Annotated in this window: 17 protein-coding genes; 6 read left to right on the top strand and 11 right to left on the bottom strand. The window is 72.1% G+C overall.

Features of this window, described 5'->3' with window-relative positions; translation table 11 throughout:
* Positions 1–7: 7 nt before the first annotated feature.
* The 8 genes from B1759_RS04775 to B1759_RS04740 all read right to left on the bottom strand — a co-directional run bounded on the left by B1759_RS04775 (position 8) and on the right by B1759_RS04740 (position 8,728).
* Positions 8–436, bottom strand: a complete 429-nt coding sequence (locus tag B1759_RS04775; RefSeq protein WP_095513889.1) for a four helix bundle protein — start codon at positions 434–436, stop codon at positions 8–10.
* Positions 436–1,074 carry an aminodeoxychorismate/anthranilate synthase component II gene (locus B1759_RS04770; RefSeq protein ID WP_095513888.1) on the bottom strand — a complete coding sequence of 213 codons (639 nt, stop codon included), beginning with the start codon at positions 1,072–1,074 and terminating at the stop codon, positions 436–438. The genes B1759_RS04775 and B1759_RS04770 overlap by 1 nt, the downstream gene beginning before the upstream one ends.
* 13 nt (positions 1,075–1,087) lie before the next feature.
* Positions 1,088–2,116 carry a tryptophan--tRNA ligase gene (gene trpS / locus B1759_RS04765; protein ID WP_095513887.1) on the bottom strand — a complete coding sequence of 343 codons (1,029 nt, stop codon included), beginning with the start codon at positions 2,114–2,116 and terminating at the stop codon, positions 1,088–1,090.
* Between the two features lie 75 nt (positions 2,117–2,191).
* On the bottom strand, positions 2,192–2,665 hold the full coding sequence (locus B1759_RS04760; protein WP_095513886.1) for a hypothetical protein: 474 nt from the start codon (positions 2,663–2,665) through the stop codon (positions 2,192–2,194).
* 69 nt (positions 2,666–2,734) lie between these two features.
* On the bottom strand, positions 2,735–4,279 hold the full coding sequence (gene trpE, locus B1759_RS04755; RefSeq protein WP_095513885.1) for an anthranilate synthase component I: 1,545 nt from the start codon (positions 4,277–4,279) through the stop codon (positions 2,735–2,737).
* A gap of 231 nt (positions 4,280–4,510) precedes the next feature.
* Entirely contained in the window at positions 4,511–5,209 is a 699-nt protein-coding gene (locus B1759_RS04750) for a hypothetical protein (protein ID WP_095513884.1), read from the bottom strand.
* Complete coding sequence (locus B1759_RS04745) at positions 5,202–6,929, bottom strand: L,D-transpeptidase family protein (protein WP_095513883.1); 1,728 nt, start codon at positions 6,927–6,929, stop codon at positions 5,202–5,204. Before B1759_RS04745 ends, B1759_RS04750 begins: the two co-directional genes overlap by 8 nt.
* A 5-nt stretch (positions 6,930–6,934) precedes the next feature.
* Positions 6,935–8,728 (bottom strand): L,D-transpeptidase family protein, encoded by a 1,794-nt coding sequence (locus B1759_RS04740; RefSeq protein ID WP_143537265.1) that lies wholly within the window; start codon positions 8,726–8,728, stop codon positions 6,935–6,937.
* 151 nt (positions 8,729–8,879) lie between these two features.
* On the opposite strand from B1759_RS04740, the gene B1759_RS04735 reads away from it, so the two are divergent.
* Positions 8,880–9,710, top strand: a complete 831-nt coding sequence (locus B1759_RS04735; RefSeq protein ID WP_095513881.1) for a hypothetical protein — start codon at positions 8,880–8,882, stop codon at positions 9,708–9,710.
* 40 nt (positions 9,711–9,750) lie between these two features.
* Here B1759_RS04735 and B1759_RS04730 read toward each other — a convergent pair whose 3' ends face one another.
* The 3 genes from B1759_RS04730 to B1759_RS04720 all read right to left on the bottom strand — a co-directional run bounded on the left by B1759_RS04730 (position 9,751) and on the right by B1759_RS04720 (position 11,921).
* Positions 9,751–10,803: a TerC family protein gene (locus tag B1759_RS04730; protein WP_095513880.1), complete on the bottom strand. Its 1,053-nt coding sequence runs from the start codon at positions 10,801–10,803 to the stop codon at positions 9,751–9,753.
* 118 nt (positions 10,804–10,921) lie between these two features.
* Positions 10,922–11,425: a hypothetical protein gene (locus B1759_RS04725; RefSeq protein WP_095513879.1), complete on the bottom strand. Its 504-nt coding sequence runs from the start codon at positions 11,423–11,425 to the stop codon at positions 10,922–10,924.
* 103 nt (positions 11,426–11,528) lie between these two features.
* A complete protein-coding gene (locus tag B1759_RS04720; protein WP_095513878.1) occupies positions 11,529–11,921 on the bottom strand; it encodes a co-chaperone GroES family protein in 393 nt (130 codons plus the stop codon).
* Between the two features lie 84 nt (positions 11,922–12,005).
* Here B1759_RS04720 and B1759_RS04715 point away from each other — a divergent pair, with 84 nt between their 5' ends.
* The 5 genes from B1759_RS04715 (at position 12,006) to B1759_RS04695 (ending at position 15,978) form a co-directional block, all read left to right on the top strand.
* The gene (locus B1759_RS04715; protein WP_095513877.1) at positions 12,006–12,605 is read left to right on the top strand and encodes a LemA family protein; all 600 of its coding nucleotides are present in this window, start codon (positions 12,006–12,008) and stop codon (positions 12,603–12,605) included.
* An 85-nt stretch (positions 12,606–12,690) separates the two neighbouring features.
* Complete coding sequence (locus B1759_RS04710) at positions 12,691–13,488, top strand: YgcG family protein (protein ID WP_198948749.1); 798 nt, start codon at positions 12,691–12,693, stop codon at positions 13,486–13,488.
* A 113-nt stretch (positions 13,489–13,601) separates the two neighbouring features.
* Complete coding sequence (locus B1759_RS04705) at positions 13,602–13,928, top strand: tetratricopeptide repeat protein (RefSeq protein WP_095513875.1); 327 nt, start codon at positions 13,602–13,604, stop codon at positions 13,926–13,928.
* A 6-nt stretch (positions 13,929–13,934) separates the two neighbouring features.
* The gene (locus B1759_RS04700; protein WP_095513874.1) at positions 13,935–14,993 is read left to right on the top strand and encodes a LysM peptidoglycan-binding domain-containing protein; all 1,059 of its coding nucleotides are present in this window, start codon (positions 13,935–13,937) and stop codon (positions 14,991–14,993) included.
* A gap of 160 nt (positions 14,994–15,153) precedes the next feature.
* Positions 15,154–15,978: a type II CAAX prenyl endopeptidase Rce1 family protein gene (locus B1759_RS04695; RefSeq protein ID WP_095513873.1), complete on the top strand. Its 825-nt coding sequence runs from the start codon at positions 15,154–15,156 to the stop codon at positions 15,976–15,978.
* Positions 15,979–16,004: the final 26 nt, after the last annotated feature.

Raw genomic sequence — 16,004 nt, 5'->3', positions numbered from 1 at the left:
TCGAGGTTCAGGGTTCAGGGTTCGTGTCCTGGAACGCCCACGATGCGTCGGGCTCGCGGACGGCGGGTGGGCTCGACGAGCGGAGGTAGCGGATCAGCGCGCTGCAGGAGCCGCCGATGCGCTGGGCGAGGCGATAGAGCCGGTCGAAGTCGTCTTGGCTGAGGTAGTTGAGGTCGAGCGCGAGGTAGAGCTGGGAGCAGACCTCGGCGGTGGACGCGCGGGCGATGGTTAGGAAGCGCGCGAAGTCGGCCGGGGAACGACGGGCGAAGCCCTCGGCGATATTCGAGGTGACGGATACTGAGGCTCTGCGGATCTGATCGCGCAGTCCGAAATCTTGGCCGAATGCACCGTGTCCTGAGACCGCATACACATCCCGGTTCAGCTCGCGGCCGAGCTTCCAGGCCTCGATCTCCTCGAATCGCTTGAACGACGGCATTAGCGCTCCTCTGTGGCCTCCGTTTCTGCGTCGCGTCCCTGCGAACCCTGAACCCTGAACCCTGAACCCTCCAGCGCCGCAGCCACCCAGTTCTGCACGATCCGCGGCCCCTCCGTCGTCAGGATCGACTCGGGGTGGAACTGGACGCCCTCGATGGGGAAGGACCGGTGGCGCAGGCCCATGACGACGCCGTCGGTGGTCTCAGCGGAGACCTCCAGCACGTCCGGCAGGGAGGCGCGGTCGACGACCAGCGAGTGGTAGCGGGTCGCGGTGAAGTCCTGCGTGACGCCCTCGAACACGGAGCTGCCGTCGTGGTGCACGGTTGACGTCTTGCCGTGCATCAGCGTCGGCGCGTGGACGACGCGCCCGCCGAAGACCTCCCCGATGGCCTGGTGCCCCAGGCAGACGCCGAAGATGGGGGTGGTCTCGCCGAACTGGCGGATGACGGCCTCGCTCACGCCCGCCTCGTCCGGTCGTCCGGGGCCGGGGGAGATCAGCACGCCCGCCGGGTCCAGCGCCGCGATCTCGTCGAGCCCGATCTGGTCGTTGCGCACGACCCGGTAGTCCATCGTCACCCCGCCGACGAGGTGGACGAGGTTGTACGTGAACGAGTCGTAGTTGTCGATGATCAGGATCATGGGGGGGACCGGGCTAGGCGTTCAGGAAGCCGACGGCGTCGCGGACCTCGGCCATCACCTCGGACGCCCGCGCGCGGGCCGCCTCGGCGCCCGCCTGGAGGATGTCGCGGACGTGCTCGGGGCGCTCAGCCAGCGCGCGGCGGCGCTCGCGGGCCTCGCCGAAGTGCCGGTCGATCATGCCCAGGAGCGCCTTCTTGGCGTGGCCGTAGCCGTAGCCGCCCGCGCGGTAGGCGGCGGCGATCTCCGCCCGCTCGTCGTCCGTCGCGAAGTGACGGATGAGCGCGAACGTGTGGTCGGCGTCGGGGTCCTTGGGGGCCTCCAGCGGCGTCGAGTCCGAGAGGATCGACATGACCTTCTTCTTGAGCGCCTTGCCCTCGTCGAAGATGCCGATCGTGTTGTCGTAGCTCTTCGACATCTTGCGCCCGTCGAGGCCGGGGATCACCGACACCTCGTCCAGGATGTGCGGGTCGGGGAGCGGGAAGAGCGGGGCGTCCTCGGGCCGGTAGGCCTGGTTGAAGCGCCCGGCGGTGTCGCGCGAGATCTCCAGGTTCTGCTTCTGGTCCGCGCCGACGGGCACCTTCAGGCCGCGGCCCGGCGCCGTGTAGGCCAGGATGTCGGCCGCCTGGAGGATCGGGTAGGTGAGCAGGCCACCGTTTGCCGTCAGCCCCTGCGCCACCTTGTCCTTGTACGAGACGCCCTTCTCCAGCTGCGACGAGGGCGTCAGGCAGAGGAAGATCCACGTCAGCTCGGTGAGCTGAGGGATGTCCGACTGGACGAACAGGCTCGCCTTGTCGGGGTCGAGGCCGAGCGCGAGGTAGTCCAGCGCCACGTCCATCGTGTAGCGCCGCAGCGCCTCTGGGTCGCGGAGCGTCGTCAGCGCGTGGTAGTCGACGATGAACAGGAACGCCTCGCTGCGCGCCGCCTCGTCGTTGGCGAGGGCGATGTTCTGACGGATGGCGCCGAGGTAGTTGCCCAGATGGAGCGTCCCCGACGGCTGGATGCCGGAGACGATGACGGGCAGGGAAGACGGAGAGTCAGGCATGTCGTAGCGCCGTCGCAGGCGACGGCGTCTCGGAGTCGGGGCGGGGTCTCGAGCGCGTGCCCGAGGCGGGCGCGGTCAGCGGGAGAGGTCGGCGGCGATCTCACGGAGGCGCTCGGTCCGCTTGTCGGAAACCTCGATGTTGAAGCCGAGGATGGCGCGCGACCGCTCCTGGTGGTGGACCGCGTCGGTCTCCTCACGGAGGGCGGCGCTGAAGTCGCGCTCGGCGTCCAGCAGGCTCTGGATGCGCTCGCGGTCCGAGTCGTGGGCGTCGGGCGCGAGGGCGCCCATCCCGGCGCCGGTCGGCGTGACGCCGCCGAGGCTGAGGATGGTCTCCGAGATCTTGGCCATCTCGGTCCGCAGGTTGGCCATCATGGCGTCCACCTGGGCGCGGATGCCCGCGTCGGCGATGGAGGCGCGCGTGGCGTCGTAGGTCCGCAGGAGGCGGAGCTGGCGCTCGGCGATGGGGATCAGGCGCTGGACGCTCTCCTCGCGGGAGATGTAGCGGCCGGCGCCACCCTTGTTGAGGATCGGTCGGAGGGCGGGGAACATGCGGAAGGAGGGATGGGGAGGGAGGCGAGGTGGAGGGATGGAATGCGCATGCCGCATCCCGTGTCCCTTCTACAGCAGGTCGGACGTGGCGGAGCGCATGGCGGCGAACAGGGCGGCGGCCTTGGCCTTCGTCTCGTCGTACTCGGCGGCCGGGTCCGAGTCGGCGACGACGCCCGCGCCCGCCTGGACGTAGGCCACGTCGTCCTTCACGATCATGGTGCGGATGGCGATGCAGGTGTCGAGCGCGCCGTCGAAGCCCGCGTAGCCGACCGCGCCCGCGTAGGGGCCGCGCTTGATCGGCTCCAGTTCGTCGATGATCTCCATCGCCCGCACCTTGGGGGCGCCGGAGACGGTGCCTGCCGGGAAGCAGGCCGCCAGCACGTCGGTCGCCGGGCGCTCGCCGACGGCGCCGGAGACCGACGAGACCAGGTGCATGACGTGGCTGAAGCGCTCCACCTCGGCGAAGCGGTCGACGGAGACGGTGCCCACGTCCGAGACGCGGCCCATGTCGTTGCGGCCGAGGTCGACCAGCATCAGGTGCTCGGCGCGCTCCTTGGGGTCGGCCAGGAGGTCGGCTTCGTTGTCGGCGTCCTCGGCGGGCGTCTCGCCGCGGCGGCGCGTTCCCGCGATGGGCAGCACGAGGGCGCGGCGCTCCGGCCCGCGGGGCTCGACGCGCGTCAGCACCTCGGGCGAGGAGCCGATCAGCGAGAAGCCCTCGCCGGGTGCGTCGAGGCCGTCCACGTCCAGGTAGAAGAGGTAGGGGCTCGGGTTGACCTGCCGGAGCGCGCGGTACAGGTTGAACTTGTCGCCCGCGAACGGCATCGCGAAGCGCTGGCTCAGGACCACCTGGAAGATGTCGCCCTCGACGATGTACTCCTTGCCGGTGCGGACGGCCGCCTCGTAGGTCGCCCGTTCCACCGAGGCGGCGGGCTCGGCGGCCAGCAGGCGCACCGGCTCGCCGGGGACGCCGCCCTGCAGCAGGTCGTCCTCCAACTCCACCAGCCGCTCGGTCGCCTCCGCGTAGGCGCCGTGCAGGTCGGTGTCGGCGTCGACGAAGACGGTCGCCATCAGGATCAGCTGGTGCTTGACCCGGTCGAAGGCGGCGACGGTGTCGTAGAAGCCCCAGACGGCGTCAGGCAGGCCGAGGAGGTCGGGCGGGCCCGGCGGGAGCGTCTCCAACTGGCGCACGGCGTCGTAGCCGACGTAGCCGACCGCGCCCGCGGTCAGGCGTGGCAGGCCCGGCACGACGGCCTGCTCGGTCTGGGCCAGGATCTCGCCGAGCGCCTCGAAGACGGTCCCCGAGAGCGGCTCCACCTCGTGCGGCGCACCGTCGCCCTCGTAGGTGCCCGCCGGACGGTGCGCCCAGACGCGGCTGCCGCGGTTCTCGATCACCAGGTACGGGCTCTTGCCGATGAACGAGTAGCGCCCCAGCCGCTCGCCGCCCTCGACCGACTCCAGCAGGAAGCCGAACTGCCCCTCGTCGCGGAGCGCGAGGAACGCCGAGACCGGCGTCAGCAAGTCGGCCGAGCGGCGGACGTAGACGGGCACCGCCAGCCGCCGCCCGTCGGTCGGGAGCTGCTCGCGGACGGTCGTCTCGAACTCGGTGAGGGTCATGGGAGCATCGGGGGGCGGAGGGCAGTTTCCGGTACGAGCGGGGCGCGGTGGGGGCGAGGGGATGAAAACGAGGCCGTCGACCGAAAACAAAAAAGCCCCCTGCTCGATCTGAACAGTGGGCTCGCGGAGGGATGCGCGTTCGCGTCAGGCCACAGTCCGTCTGCCCACTGAGGTCAGGGGGTGCCACCAGGGCCAGACGGAATGGGGCGCGCGGTGCGTCATGGGGCCAAGCTACTCGCGATCGTCCGGTGGGGCAACCGGCGAGGGGGAGCCGGACGATGTCGCTGCGAACGGGTCGCGCTCGAAGACGTCCGCCGGGATTGCCGGTGGAGGCTCCAGCCCGCGGTCGTCTGCGATGCCCTGGAGGGCCTCGGTGGTCAGGAAGAGCAACTCGCGCTCCAGGCTCGTGAACTCGCGCATCAGCGTCAGGAAGCGGGTGACCTGCCCGGGGTCCGTGCTGTTGAACTGGTCGAGCGCGATGGCGCGCATCCGGTCCTGCTCGTCGTCGATCTGCCGCTGGGCGTCGTAGAGCCGCCAGAGCAGGCTCGCGGTGTCGAAGTCCAGCAGGGCGATGTCGCCGGTCGCCGTGGCCGTCTGCCAGGCGGTGCCCGAGAGCGAGAGCGGGTTGAAGCCGGATACGTTCTCGATCTGGAACACGTCCGACAGCACGCGGACCCGCCCTGCCTCGGCCTCGGCACCGACCTCGCGGACGAGCCAGTGATGGTAGCTCCCCTTGCCGACCAGCCCGTCGCGGTTGGCGGCGATCTCCTGCGCAAAGGCCTCCAGCAGGTCGGCGCGGCGTCCCGCCTCGGCCCGCGCGTCACGCCACTCCGTGACCCCGAAGCCGAGCAGGACGCTCAGGAAGATGGCGAACGCCTCGACGCCCAACACGCCCCAGTCGATCCGACGCGGGGCGGTGGGCTCAGGCATCTGGGGTCGCGGTGGTCGGCAGGGGCGCCCCGAGGCCGAGCGCCTCGGCCAGACGAGCGTCGTAGTTGTACGGGTCGCTGTAGACCCGGAGCGAGCCGTCGGTCTCGGCCCAGGTCGTGAAGTAGGTGAACTGCGACAGGAACGGGCGGTCCAGCCGGACGCCCCGTCGCGGCCCGCGCTGCCACGCCGCGCGGGCCTGCCCTTCCTCCCAGCCGTTGACCGTCGTCAGCAGGTACTCGGCCAGCACGTCCGGGGCGCCGGCCTGCACGCAGCCGCTCGACATGGACGAGCCCGCCCCATCGTCGAACGTGTAGCGCTTGTTGGTGTCGTGGATGAGGATCGCGTACGGGTTGTGCATCAGGAATTTGACGCGTCCGAGCGGGTTGGCCGGGCCGGGTCGCTGCACGAACCGGAACTGGCCGACCGAGACCGAATCCCACGGCACCAGCCGCGAGTCGACCGCGGCGCCGTTCTGGTACACCTCGAAGCCCTGCCGCCACAGCGCGAGGCTGTCGCGGACCGCCATCGGAAACACGTTGGACGCCGCCAGCGAGCGCGGCACGTACCACACCGGCTGGAACTCGACGGTGTGGACCGAATCCGTGATCACGGGCGTCGTCCACCCGGCCGTCTGCGCGTTGCCGATGTTGACGGGCATCCGCAGCTTCTCGGCGTACGGCTCGTCCGGGCTGCCGGTCGAGTCGCGCTGGAGGACGCGGAGTTCGAAGGCGGGCAGGTTGACCCAGATGAAGTGGTCGCCGAGGTCGTCGGGCAGCCAGCGCCACCGCTCCAGGTTGAGGGCGATCTGGCGGCGCAGCGGCGCGAGGTCGGCGTTGAGCGCCTCGGTCGCGGTCGCGTCCAGCACGCTGTCGACCGGGAGCCGCTCGGCGGCCTCGAAGCGGCCGAGCGCGGCGGCCAGCGAATCGTCGAAGACGTAGGCGTCGGGGCGACTCCACGCGTCGAGCGTGTCGGCGGCGAGGTAGCCCCACGCCGTCAGCCGGTCGCGGAGGTGGGGCACGCGGACCGACCGCTGACCGGGCGCCAGGTCGGCGCCCTCGGGGACGGGCGCGAGGTCGCCCTGGAGGGCCGCAAGGCGGGCGCGGAGGCGCGCATAGCCGTCATGCGGCGGGCGCAGCGCGTCGAGGGCGCGGTCCACGCCCCGCACGTCGGACCGGCGGACGGCCTCGGCGAGAGCGGCGAACTGGGCGCCCGTCGAGTCGCGAACGGTCGGAAACCAGGAGTGCCGGTAGAGCTGCGTCGGGTCGGTGCGGCGCCCGCGAAGGGCGTCGCCGAAGCGCAGCAGGCCGTCGGTGATGGCGAGGTCGAGCGCGGCGAGGCGGGCCGGGCGCGGGTCGGCGAGCGTGTCGCGGGCCTCGCCGTCGAGGGCCGCCCACTCGCGCTCGGCGTCGGCCAGCGCCCGGCGGAGCGCAGGCAGCGCGTCGGCGTGGACCTCGATGTCGCGGACGCCGTCGGACGGGGCGGCGTCCAGCACGCGGACGAGCGCGGCGCGGGCGCGGGCATCGGCCCAGCGGAGGCCGGGCTCGGCGTAGAGATCGGCGGTCGCCGGGTGCAGGCTTCGCGCGCCGTCGATACGGGCGGCGACGGCCTCGGCGACGGCGTCGGGCGCGGGCGGCGCGACGGTCTCCGGACCGAACAGGTCGCCGAGGAAGCCCCAGCCGAGCAGGGCGGCCAGGGCGAGGGGAAGCAGAGGGGTGGGCACGAGGCTCAGTAGCGGGGACGGGGCGCCAACGGCGCGGGGGACCTCGAAAGTACCTCTCCCTCTCGGGTTCCCAGCGTATCCGATGGGCCGACGAGGCGACGGTCCGGTGCGGCCGTGCGGGCCTCCGGCGGCGGTGCCGGGGACGGCGCGGGGGCCTCTGTCTCCGCCTCCACGTCGGCGACGTCTTCGTCGGGGCCTGCTTCCTCTTCCTCCACCTCGTGTTCGTCCCCGATGGTGTCCGCGATGAGCGTCGCGAGGACCCGGCCGCGGGCGTCAGGCCGCTCCAGGCCGAGGGCGTCGGCGAGGCGGGCGTCGCGGCGGTACACGTCGTCGTAGACGCGAAGGCGGCCATCGGGGTCGACCTCGGCCGTGAAGTAGACGAGGTGGACCGGGACGGTCGCCTCGACGGTGACCGACTGGGTCGGTCCCCAAGGACCCTGGAAGATGGCGCGGACGCGCTCGGCGGTCCAGCCGTTGGTCCGCGTCAGCAGCTCGCGGGCCAGCGCCTCCGGGTTTCCGGCGCGGACGCAGCCGTGGGAGCGCGCCCGGTCGTCCACGCCGAAGGCCCACTTCGAGGGCGTGTCGTGGACGTAGACGGCGTGGTCGTTGGGAAAGAGAAATTTGACGCGCCCCATCGCATTGCCCGGCCCCGGCTGACGCTCGACGAAGCCGCGGACCTCGCCGTAGGACTCGCGCTGGATGGAGGCGGGCACGATCCACGTCGGGTTGAACACGATCGTCTCCATCGTGTCGGTGAAGGCCGGCGTTTCCCAGTCGTGGGCGCCGACGACGGTCACGAAGCGCGCCGCGTCGGACCAGTCGTCGCCCGCGCGCTCGCGGAGGGCCAGCTCGAAGCGGGGCACGTTGACCCAGACATGGAGGTCGCCGAGGTCACGCGGCAGCCAGCGCCACTTCTCCAGGTTGAGCGCGAGGAGCGGGATGAGCTCGGCGCGGCGCTCGTTCAACGCAGTCCGCGTCGGCGCGTCGAGGCGGCCGGTGGGGGAGAGGGCCCGGGCGCGCTGCACCCTCCGAAGCGCGTCGGCGAGGCTGCCGTCGAAGACGCGCGGCATGTCGGACGCCGGAGCCTCTCGCTCCAGGGCGAGCCGCTCGCGGAGGCGCACGACGGCAGCGCCGGAGTCGCCGGGGGCGAGGTCGGCGTCGAGGGCGAGGTCGGGGCGGTCGCGGAGGTCCAGCTCGCGGGCCAGCGCGGCGCGGAGACGACGGTAGCCGGGGTGCGGCGGACGCAGCCCATCCGCCCAGGCATCGAGCGCGGCGGGCGTGTCGGCGGCGGTCGCGAGCGCGGTGGCGAGGGGCGCGGCCAGGTCGGGTGGCGCCGAGGGCGCGGGCGTCCAGTTGATGCCGTAGAGCGCCCGCGCGTCGACGCGTGGCGAGGCGAGGGCGGCGCCGAACCGCATCAGGGCGTCCGTCAGCGCCACGTCGAGGTGGGCGAGGCCCGCCGAGGTCGCGGCGGTGTCGGCGAGCGCGCCGAGGTCGGCCAGGGCCGAGTCGAGCGGCAGCGCGTCGCGGTCGGCACGGCGGAGGGTGGCGAGGGCCGCCCCGCGGGCGGCCGGGGCGAACCAGACGGGTCGGCGCCCGAGCGAGTCGTAGAGGGCGTGCGTGGCCGGGTGCAGCGCGAGGCTGTCGGTCGTGAGCCGCTCGGCGACGAAAGGCGCGACGGTCGCAGGCGTGACGCGCTGGCTGCGCTGGTGGACGTAGGTCGCGGAGGCGCCTCCGGCGACGAGCACGAGCCCGGCGAAGAGCACCAGGCCGAGCGGGCGACGATAGGGTCGTTCGCTCATGGGGTCAGGGAGTGTGTGTCGGGCGGACCTGTGGGGGCGGGGCGTCGTTCTCCCCCGTCTCTTTCCCAGATCGCCTCCGCAAGATCGGGGGGCGGTCGTTCCCGAACAAGGACTTCCGTGGTCCTTTTTCGTGCCCTCCCTTCGCTCAGGTATGCCCTCACCGGTTTCGTTTCCTCGCCGCGTCGTCCTGGCCTTCGACCCCGCGCGAGACGGGTTTTCGTTCCGCAACCAGTACACCTGGACCGACGCCGACCTCGACGTCCTGTCGAAGCGTCTCCGTGCCGCGACCTCGGTCCCCGTCGCCCTCGGGGCCGGGCTAGGCGGTGCCGTCAGCGGACCCGTTGGCGGGGCGGTGGGGGTGGCCGTCGGCGCCGTGCTCGGGCGGTTCGGGCTGGGCGATGGGATCGTTCGGTCGGTGGCGCGGCGGTGGTCGTCGTTTGGCCTGTGCGGGGGCATGGCACTGGCCGCCATCGAGCGCTGGCCGCAGCGCGACGGCGGCACGCCGACCGCTGACCTTCAGCCCGGCCCGTTGCGCGCCCTCCTCCGCAAGCGCCAGGAGCGGACGCTCCGCGCCTCGCTGCCGCGGTTCGCCGGGTGGTGGCTCCGTGCCCTCGCCTCCCGCGACCCCGACAGTCCCTTCGCCGATGCGCTCGCGTCCGAGTTGGACCGGATCGAAGCCCGCCTCGGCGCTGGACGACCCGTGCTGCTGGGCCTCGTCGGCGACTCGCCGGACCCGTTTGCGCTCCATCAGGTGGTGGGCTTCGGGATCGAGCGGCGAGGGCCGCTCGCGGCGACGATCTCGGTCTACGATCCCAACGCGCCCGGTCAGACGCGGACCGTCACCACGGCGCCCTCCCCGAGGCCGGGGCGGACGGCCGTCTCGACGACGCTACCGACGGGCCGACGGGCGAGTGGGGGCGCCCACATCTCGACGCGTCCGAACCACCTCTCGCACGTGTTCGTGATCGACGCGGAGGGCTGAGCACGCGACCCGGTCGTCCTCGGTGCCGAGGCGGACGGGGCTAGGCGTCCCGGTCGTCCTCGCGAGACACGACCGGCGGCGGGTCGGTGGTGCCGTCGCCCCGGAGCGTGTCGGAGCCGAGCAGCGGGCGGGCGTCGCCCGTTTCCTCGCCGCGGCGTTCGCGGACGGTGGCGGCCCAGGAGACGGCGGCGGCGACCGTGATGCACGACACCACCACGAGCAGCGAGACCCACGTCGGGATCTCCAGCCCGCGCGGCTCCAGGAACGGCTCGGCGAGCATCTTGCCGCCGATGAACACCAGCACCGCCGCCAGACCGATGTGGAGGTACCGAATTCGCTCAATGACGCCGGCCAGCAGGAAGTAGAGCGCACGGAGCCCCACCACCGCCAGAATGTTGGACGCGTAGGCCAGGAACGGGTCCGTCGTGATCCCCAGGATGGCCGGGATCGAGTCGACCGCGAACACCACGTCGGTCAGTTCGATCATCACGAGCACGAGGAACAGCGGTGTGACCAGCGTCCGCCCCAGCTTGCGGACGAAGAAGTGCTCCTCGTGGTAGTTCTTGGTCACGGGCAGGACGCGCCGGAGCAGGCCGAGCACCCGGTTGTCCGTCAGGTCAGTCTCCTCGTCGGTGTCCCGGAACATCTTCAGGCCCGTCAGCACGAGGAAGGCGCCGAAGATGTAGAGCACCCAGTGGAAGCGGTCCACCAGCGCCACGCCGACGAGGATCATCACGGCCCGCATCACGATGGCGCCGAAGATGCCCCAGAACAACACGCGGTGCTGGTAGCGCGGCGGGACCGAGAAGTACCCGAACAGCACCGCGATCACGAACAGGTTGTCGACCGAGAGCGACTTCTCGACGAGGTAGGCGGTCAGGAACGTGACGCCCGCCGCGTGCCCGTAGGCCACCCAGACGACCGCGTTGACGGCCAGCGAGGCACCCACGAAGAAGGCCGACAGCCACGCCGCCTCCCGCCAGTGGATCTCGTGGGCCTTCTTGTTGAACCCGTACAGGTCGAGCAGCAGCAACCCCACGACGTACGCGTTGAACGCGATCCAGGCCCACGGGGGGACATCGAGGTGCGGCATGGTGGGGTCGTGGGGAGCCGCCTCAAAACGCGCCGGCCGCTCCGGGGTTCACGCGTCGCGCAGCTTCACGGGCTATCCCGACGGTCCCCCGGCAGCGGGTTAGTTCCGCCCCGATGCCTCACTCGCTCAGGTCGCGGTGGCCGAAGTAGTAGAGGCAAAACTTCAGCTTCGCCGCCTTCTGCGGGCCGAAGCCCGGGAGGGCCTTGACGCGCTTCTCGACCGTCGCGCAGTTGCCGTCGGCCCAGAGCCCGGCGGCGTCGCCGTCGTACTCGTCTGCGATCCTCCGGGCGACGGCCCGCGTCGTGTCGACCATCTTGTTGGTGAACCGGTGGACGGCGGGCGTCGTGGCGAAGACCTCGGCGAAGGCCTCCCGGTCCATGTCCGCGATCCGGCCCATGTCGAGGTGGCCGAGGCGCTCGCGGAGCTTGTACGGCCCGGCGAAGGCCGTCTCGGCGAGGACGCGCTGATCGTAGAGCAGCCCCAGCAGGACCGCGTTGGCGTCGTCGCGGAGGAACTGGTCGACGTCGCGGTCCTTGGTGGCGGTGCCTTCGGTCTGGAGCCGGTCCAGCATGCGGACGAGCCCGCCTTCGAGGGCGGAATAGTCGGAGGCGTCGAGGGGCATGGGATGGGGGAGAGAGCGGGGGAGGGGCGCGAGGGCAGACGCAAAGATCTCCACGCGCCACGCGCTGCGCCCGGTCCGCGTCTCGGTACCGAGGCGGGGAGACCTACGGTTCGTACCCCGCGTCTTCCGGGTGCTGGGGCCGGACGAGCGCCAGCAGCGCGCCGTGTGGCACGATCAGGTAGCTCGCGTCGTCGTACTCCACCTCGACGGCCTTCTCGCGCAGGAACAGGGCCAGATCGCCCACGCGCGCCTGGAGCGGCAGGTAGCGGACCGGTTCGCCGTCGCTCGTCCACGGCTCCGAGGCCGAGTAGTCCGGGTTGGGCACCGCGTGGCCTGGCCCGACGCGCACCACCCGGCCCGTCCGCACGGTCTCCTTCGAGCGGACGCTCGCGGGCAGGTAGAGACCCCCCGACGACCGCTCGGCGTCGTCGCTCGGTCGGATCAGCACACGGTCGCCGACCACGTGGACGGCGTCGAGGGAGGGAAACGGGTCCATCACGGGGATTGAGGCGGGAGCGGCATCCTTTTGCGGGAGGTGGCGTAGGATAGCGCTCTCCTCTGACCCTCCCTGGCTCCCACCATGCGAAGCACCGGCGCGATTGTCCTCCTCGTCCTCGTCCTCCTCGTCGGCTTCGCCGGCTGTGCGGGCTGCGGCACCTACAACAGCCTCGTCCAGCAGGACGAGCGGGTCACCGAGGCCTGGGCCAACGTCGAGACCCAGTACCAGCGCCGGGCCGACCTGATCGATCAGGTGGTCTCCACCGTCCAGGGCCAGGCTGACTTCGAGTCGGAGACCCTCCAGAACGTCATCGAGGCGCGCAGCCGCGCGACCAGCATCCAGGTCTCGGCCGACGACCTCGACGACCCGCAGGCGCTCGCGCGCTACCAGGAGGCGCAGTCGGCGCTCGGCGCCTCGCTCGGCCGCCTGCTCGCCGTCTCCGAGGCGTACCCGACGCTCGGCACCAACGAGGGCTTCCTGAACCTGCAGACGCAGATCGAGGGCAACGAGAACCGCATCGCGACGGCCCGCCGGGACTACAACGGCGCTGTCGCGGGTCTCAACGGCCGCATCCGCACGTTCCCGACCGCGCTCATCGCACCGATCGCGGGCGTCACGCCCCGTGCGCCCTTCGAGGCCGAGGCGGGCGCGGAGCAGGCCCCGGAGATCACGTTCGACTGAGCGGCAAGGCGTGAGGTGTGAGGCGTGGGGTCTGAGGGCCCTGCGCAGCGTTTCCGTCGTGTCCATCCTGTTCCCGCCTCGTCTCGTGCGCCTCCGTTCCGTCTTCGTCGCCGCCGTCCTGTTCGCCACCGCCGTCGGCGCGGCCGCGCAGAACGGCCAGCCTTACGAGTCGCGGTTCGACATCCCGGCGCGGCCCAGCCCGGCGCGTCTCGTCAACGACTTCACGGGCACGCTCTCCCCGGCGGAGCGCGACGCGCTGGAGCGCAAGCTGGTCGCCTTCGACGACTCGACGGGGGCCCAGGTGGCCGTCGTCCTCGTGGCGACCACGGATGGCGTCGCGCCGGTCGACTATGCCACCGAGATCCTTCGCGAGTGGGGCGTCGGCCGGGCAGGCATTGACGACGGCGTCGTGCTGCTCGTCGCCACGGCCGACCGGGAGGTGTTCATCACGACCGGCTTCGGCGCCGAGGGGGCGTTGCCGGACGCGACAGCGGGCACGATCATCCGGCAGATCATCGTGCCCCGGTTCCGCGAGGGCGCCTTCTACGCCGGCATCGACGAGGCGACAGACGCCATCACGGCATCTCTGTCCGGTGAGTTCGTGGCCCCGTCCGCCTCGGGGGGTGGGGGGGAAGATGCCATCGGCTCCGTGCTGTGCTTCCTGCTGCTGATCTTCGTCGTGCTGGTCGTGCTCGCGTCCCGTCACCAGGCGCCCCCGTCGTCGGGGTCCGGGGGAGGGGGCCGTCGTCGTCGTCGGAGCGGACCGGGCGTGATTGTGATCCCCGGCGGCGGCTGGGGCGGCGGCGGCGGCTTCGGGGGGGGCGGCTTCGGCGGCTTCGGGGGTGGTTTCGGCGGTGGCGGTGGCGCAGGGGGAAGCTGGTAGGCCCGCCGTACCGGTGGGAGGCGGGGGCGGGCCGATGGCCTGTCCCACCTCGGTGCCGAGGCGGGGAGGCGCCGCTCGCGCCGCACGTCTCGTGCCCCGGCTATCTTCCCGTCATGGACCGACTCGCCACCCTCCAGGAGTTCCTCCGCGACGACCCCGACGACCCGTTCACGCGGTTCGCCCTCGCGCAGGAGCACGCCAAGCGCGGCGAGGCAGAGGTGGCCCGGACGTACTACGAGGGCCTCGTCCGCGACCGCCCCGACTACGTGGGGACGTATTTCCACCTCGGCGCGTTGTACCGCACCCTCGGCCGCGACGCCGATGCCCTGGCGACCTACCGCGCCGGCATCGCCGCAGCCACCGCCGCGGGCGACACGCACGCCCGCGCCGAGCTTCAGAGCGCCCTCCTCGAGGCCGACGGCCTCGGCTTCGACGACTAGACTGCCATGATCCGCCGCCTCGTCCTTCTCGTCGCGCTGACGCCCCTCGTGGCGCTCGCCCAGTCGGCCACGACCTACGTCGTGCAGCCCGGCGACACGCTCTACCGGATCTCCCGCGCCCACGACCTCACCGTCGACCGGCTGCGTGCGCTCAACGGCATCGACGGGACCTACATCTCGGTCGGGCAGACGCTCCGCCTCACCGACCGTGTGCCGATGCCTGCGCAGACGGCCCCGCCGCCCGGGCCCGTCGAGGGCGTCGGCGAGTCGATCCCGACGCTGCCCCGCCCCGAGACGCCTCGCCCGCCCGTCGTGACGCCCGTCACCCCGGCCCCGCCGCCCGCGCGCGGCCCAGCGGCCGGAGGCGTCGTCCACGTGGTGACGGCCGGGGAGACGCTCTTCCGTATCGCGCTCCGCTACGACACCTCGGTTGAGGAGCTGCGGCGTCTCAACGGCATCTCCGGCGACACCATCGAGGTCGGGCAGCGGCTCGTGGTCGGCGGCGGCGGCACCGGCCCGGCGACGGCGGGGGCCCCGGTCCCCCTCGGCCCCCCGCGCGCGTGGTCCATCACCGACACCACCGTCCCGGCCGATCTCGTCCACTTCGTCGAGCCCGGCGAGACGCTCTACTCGATCGCGTTCGGCCTCGGGCTGAGCGTCGACGAACTCGCTCGCATCAACTCCCTCTCGACCGCGCCCTTGCAGCCCGGGACGCTGCTGCGCCTGCCCGCCGCGGTCAACCCGGCCATCGCCTCGCGCATGGAGATGGGCCCGGCCGACGAGGACGGCCTCGCGCTCGTCTACCCCGACGTGATGCGTGGGCGCCCGACCGAGAGTGGCGAGCCCTACGACCCGCTCGCGTTCACCCTGAGCCATCGCACGTTGCCCTTCGGGACGGTCGTGCTGGTGACCAACCCGGCCTCCGGGCGGAGCACGTTCGCACGCGTCACCGACCGCGGCCCCGTGAGCCGGTCCTACCTCGTCGAACTGTCGGCCGCCGCCGCGACCGCGCTGTCGCTCGATCCGAATGCGGCCCGCCGCGTCGAGATCCGGAGCCTGCCCTGACCCCGTCCGCCTCGGCGCGACGCCCGAGGCAGGACACCCCAGGGCGTCCGCGGTGAACCGAGAAGTCTCCCGGAGGCCCGTCGCAGCGGGGTAGAGGCGTCAGGGGCCGTTCGCATCCTCGCGCCTGCCCCGCGCGTAGGTCGGCTTTCCCCGCCCCGCCATGGAGTCCCCCGCCGACGCCGTCGCCCGGCTCGCCGCCGAGATGGACGCCCTCGCGTCCCCGTCCGCCGCGGCCCCCGCGCCGTCGCCCCGCCCGACCGGCTACTTCGACGCCACGAAGACGGCCACGTACGGCTTCCTCGCCGCGCTCCCTCTCTTCGTGCTCTACGAGGTCGGCGTCTTGCTCGCCAACCCCGGCAGCGGCGGCCAGATCCGCGTCGGGGCGGACGTGTGGCTGAAGACGCTCCTGGCGGCCCTCGGCGGCGTCGGGTGGGCGGCCGTCGGTGCGGTCGTGCTCGCCATCGGAGGCTACGTGTACTGGCGCGAGCGCGAGCGGCGTCCGCCGCTCGTGCCCCGCTACTTCGGACTCCTCCTCGTTGAGTCCCTGGTGTACGCCGTCGTGCTGGCGTTCCTCGTCGGCGGGACCGTCGGCGCCTTGTTCGGCGGCTGGCTGCTCCCGGACCTCGCGCTGGCCCAGCTCTCGCAACTTGGCCTCGGGCTCCAGCTGGCCCTCAGCATTGGCGCGGGGCTGTACGAGGAACTCGTCTTCCGCGTGATCCTCGTCGGCGGTCTGTTCTGGGCGATCCAGCGCATCGGGACGCCGGACCGGCGGCGAGCCTACATCATCGCCGCGGTCGTCGGCGCGGTCGTGTTCAGCGCCGTGCATCACATCGGGGCGTTCGGCGACCCGTTCACGCTGCCCGTGTTCACGTTCCGGTTCCTGTTCGGGCTCGCGCTCAACGCCGTCTTCCTGCTGCGCGGCTTCGCCCTCGCGGCGTGGACGCACGCCCTCTATGACGTGCTCGTGGTCACCGGCGGCCTGTAGGGCGCAGCGTCGGCTGTGGGGAAGGG

Origin of the sequence: Rubrivirga sp. SAORIC476 (assembly GCF_002283555.1) — a bacterium.
Taxonomy (GTDB): domain Bacteria; phylum Bacteroidota; class Rhodothermia; order Rhodothermales; family Rubricoccaceae; genus Rubrivirga.
This window is presented reverse-complemented; position numbering and strand designations above follow the sequence as displayed.

Coding starts and splice junctions, on each gene's coding strand:
- B1759_RS04695 (WP_095513873.1), top strand. CDS start 15,154: ATGGAGTCCCCCGCCGACGCCGTCGCCCGGCTCGCCGCCGAGATGGAC.
- B1759_RS04770 (WP_095513888.1), bottom strand. CDS start 1,074: ATGATCCTGATCATCGACAACTACGACTCGTTCACGTACAACCTCGTC.
- B1759_RS04720 (WP_095513878.1), bottom strand. CDS start 11,921: ATGGACCCGTTTCCCTCCCTCGACGCCGTCCACGTGGTCGGCGACCGT.
- B1759_RS04730 (WP_095513880.1), bottom strand. CDS start 10,803: ATGCCGCACCTCGATGTCCCCCCGTGGGCCTGGATCGCGTTCAACGCG.
- B1759_RS04740 (WP_143537265.1), bottom strand. CDS start 8,728: ATGAGCGAACGACCCTATCGTCGCCCGCTCGGCCTGGTGCTCTTCGCC.
- B1759_RS04705 (WP_095513875.1), top strand. CDS start 13,602: ATGGACCGACTCGCCACCCTCCAGGAGTTCCTCCGCGACGACCCCGAC.
- B1759_RS04750 (WP_095513884.1), bottom strand. CDS start 5,209: ATGCCTGAGCCCACCGCCCCGCGTCGGATCGACTGGGGCGTGTTGGGC.
- B1759_RS04775 (WP_095513889.1), bottom strand. CDS start 436: ATGCCGTCGTTCAAGCGATTCGAGGAGATCGAGGCCTGGAAGCTCGGC.
- B1759_RS04760 (WP_095513886.1), bottom strand. CDS start 2,665: ATGTTCCCCGCCCTCCGACCGATCCTCAACAAGGGTGGCGCCGGCCGC.
- B1759_RS04725 (WP_095513879.1), bottom strand. CDS start 11,425: ATGCCCCTCGACGCCTCCGACTATTCCGCCCTCGAAGGCGGGCTCGTC.
- trpE (WP_095513885.1), bottom strand. CDS start 4,279: ATGACCCTCACCGAGTTCGAGACGACCGTCCGCGAGCAGCTCCCGACC.
- B1759_RS04735 (WP_095513881.1), top strand. CDS start 8,880: ATGCCCTCACCGGTTTCGTTTCCTCGCCGCGTCGTCCTGGCCTTCGAC.
- B1759_RS04700 (WP_095513874.1), top strand. CDS start 13,935: ATGATCCGCCGCCTCGTCCTTCTCGTCGCGCTGACGCCCCTCGTGGCG.
- B1759_RS04715 (WP_095513877.1), top strand. CDS start 12,006: ATGCGAAGCACCGGCGCGATTGTCCTCCTCGTCCTCGTCCTCCTCGTC.
- trpS (WP_095513887.1), bottom strand. CDS start 2,116: ATGCCTGACTCTCCGTCTTCCCTGCCCGTCATCGTCTCCGGCATCCAG.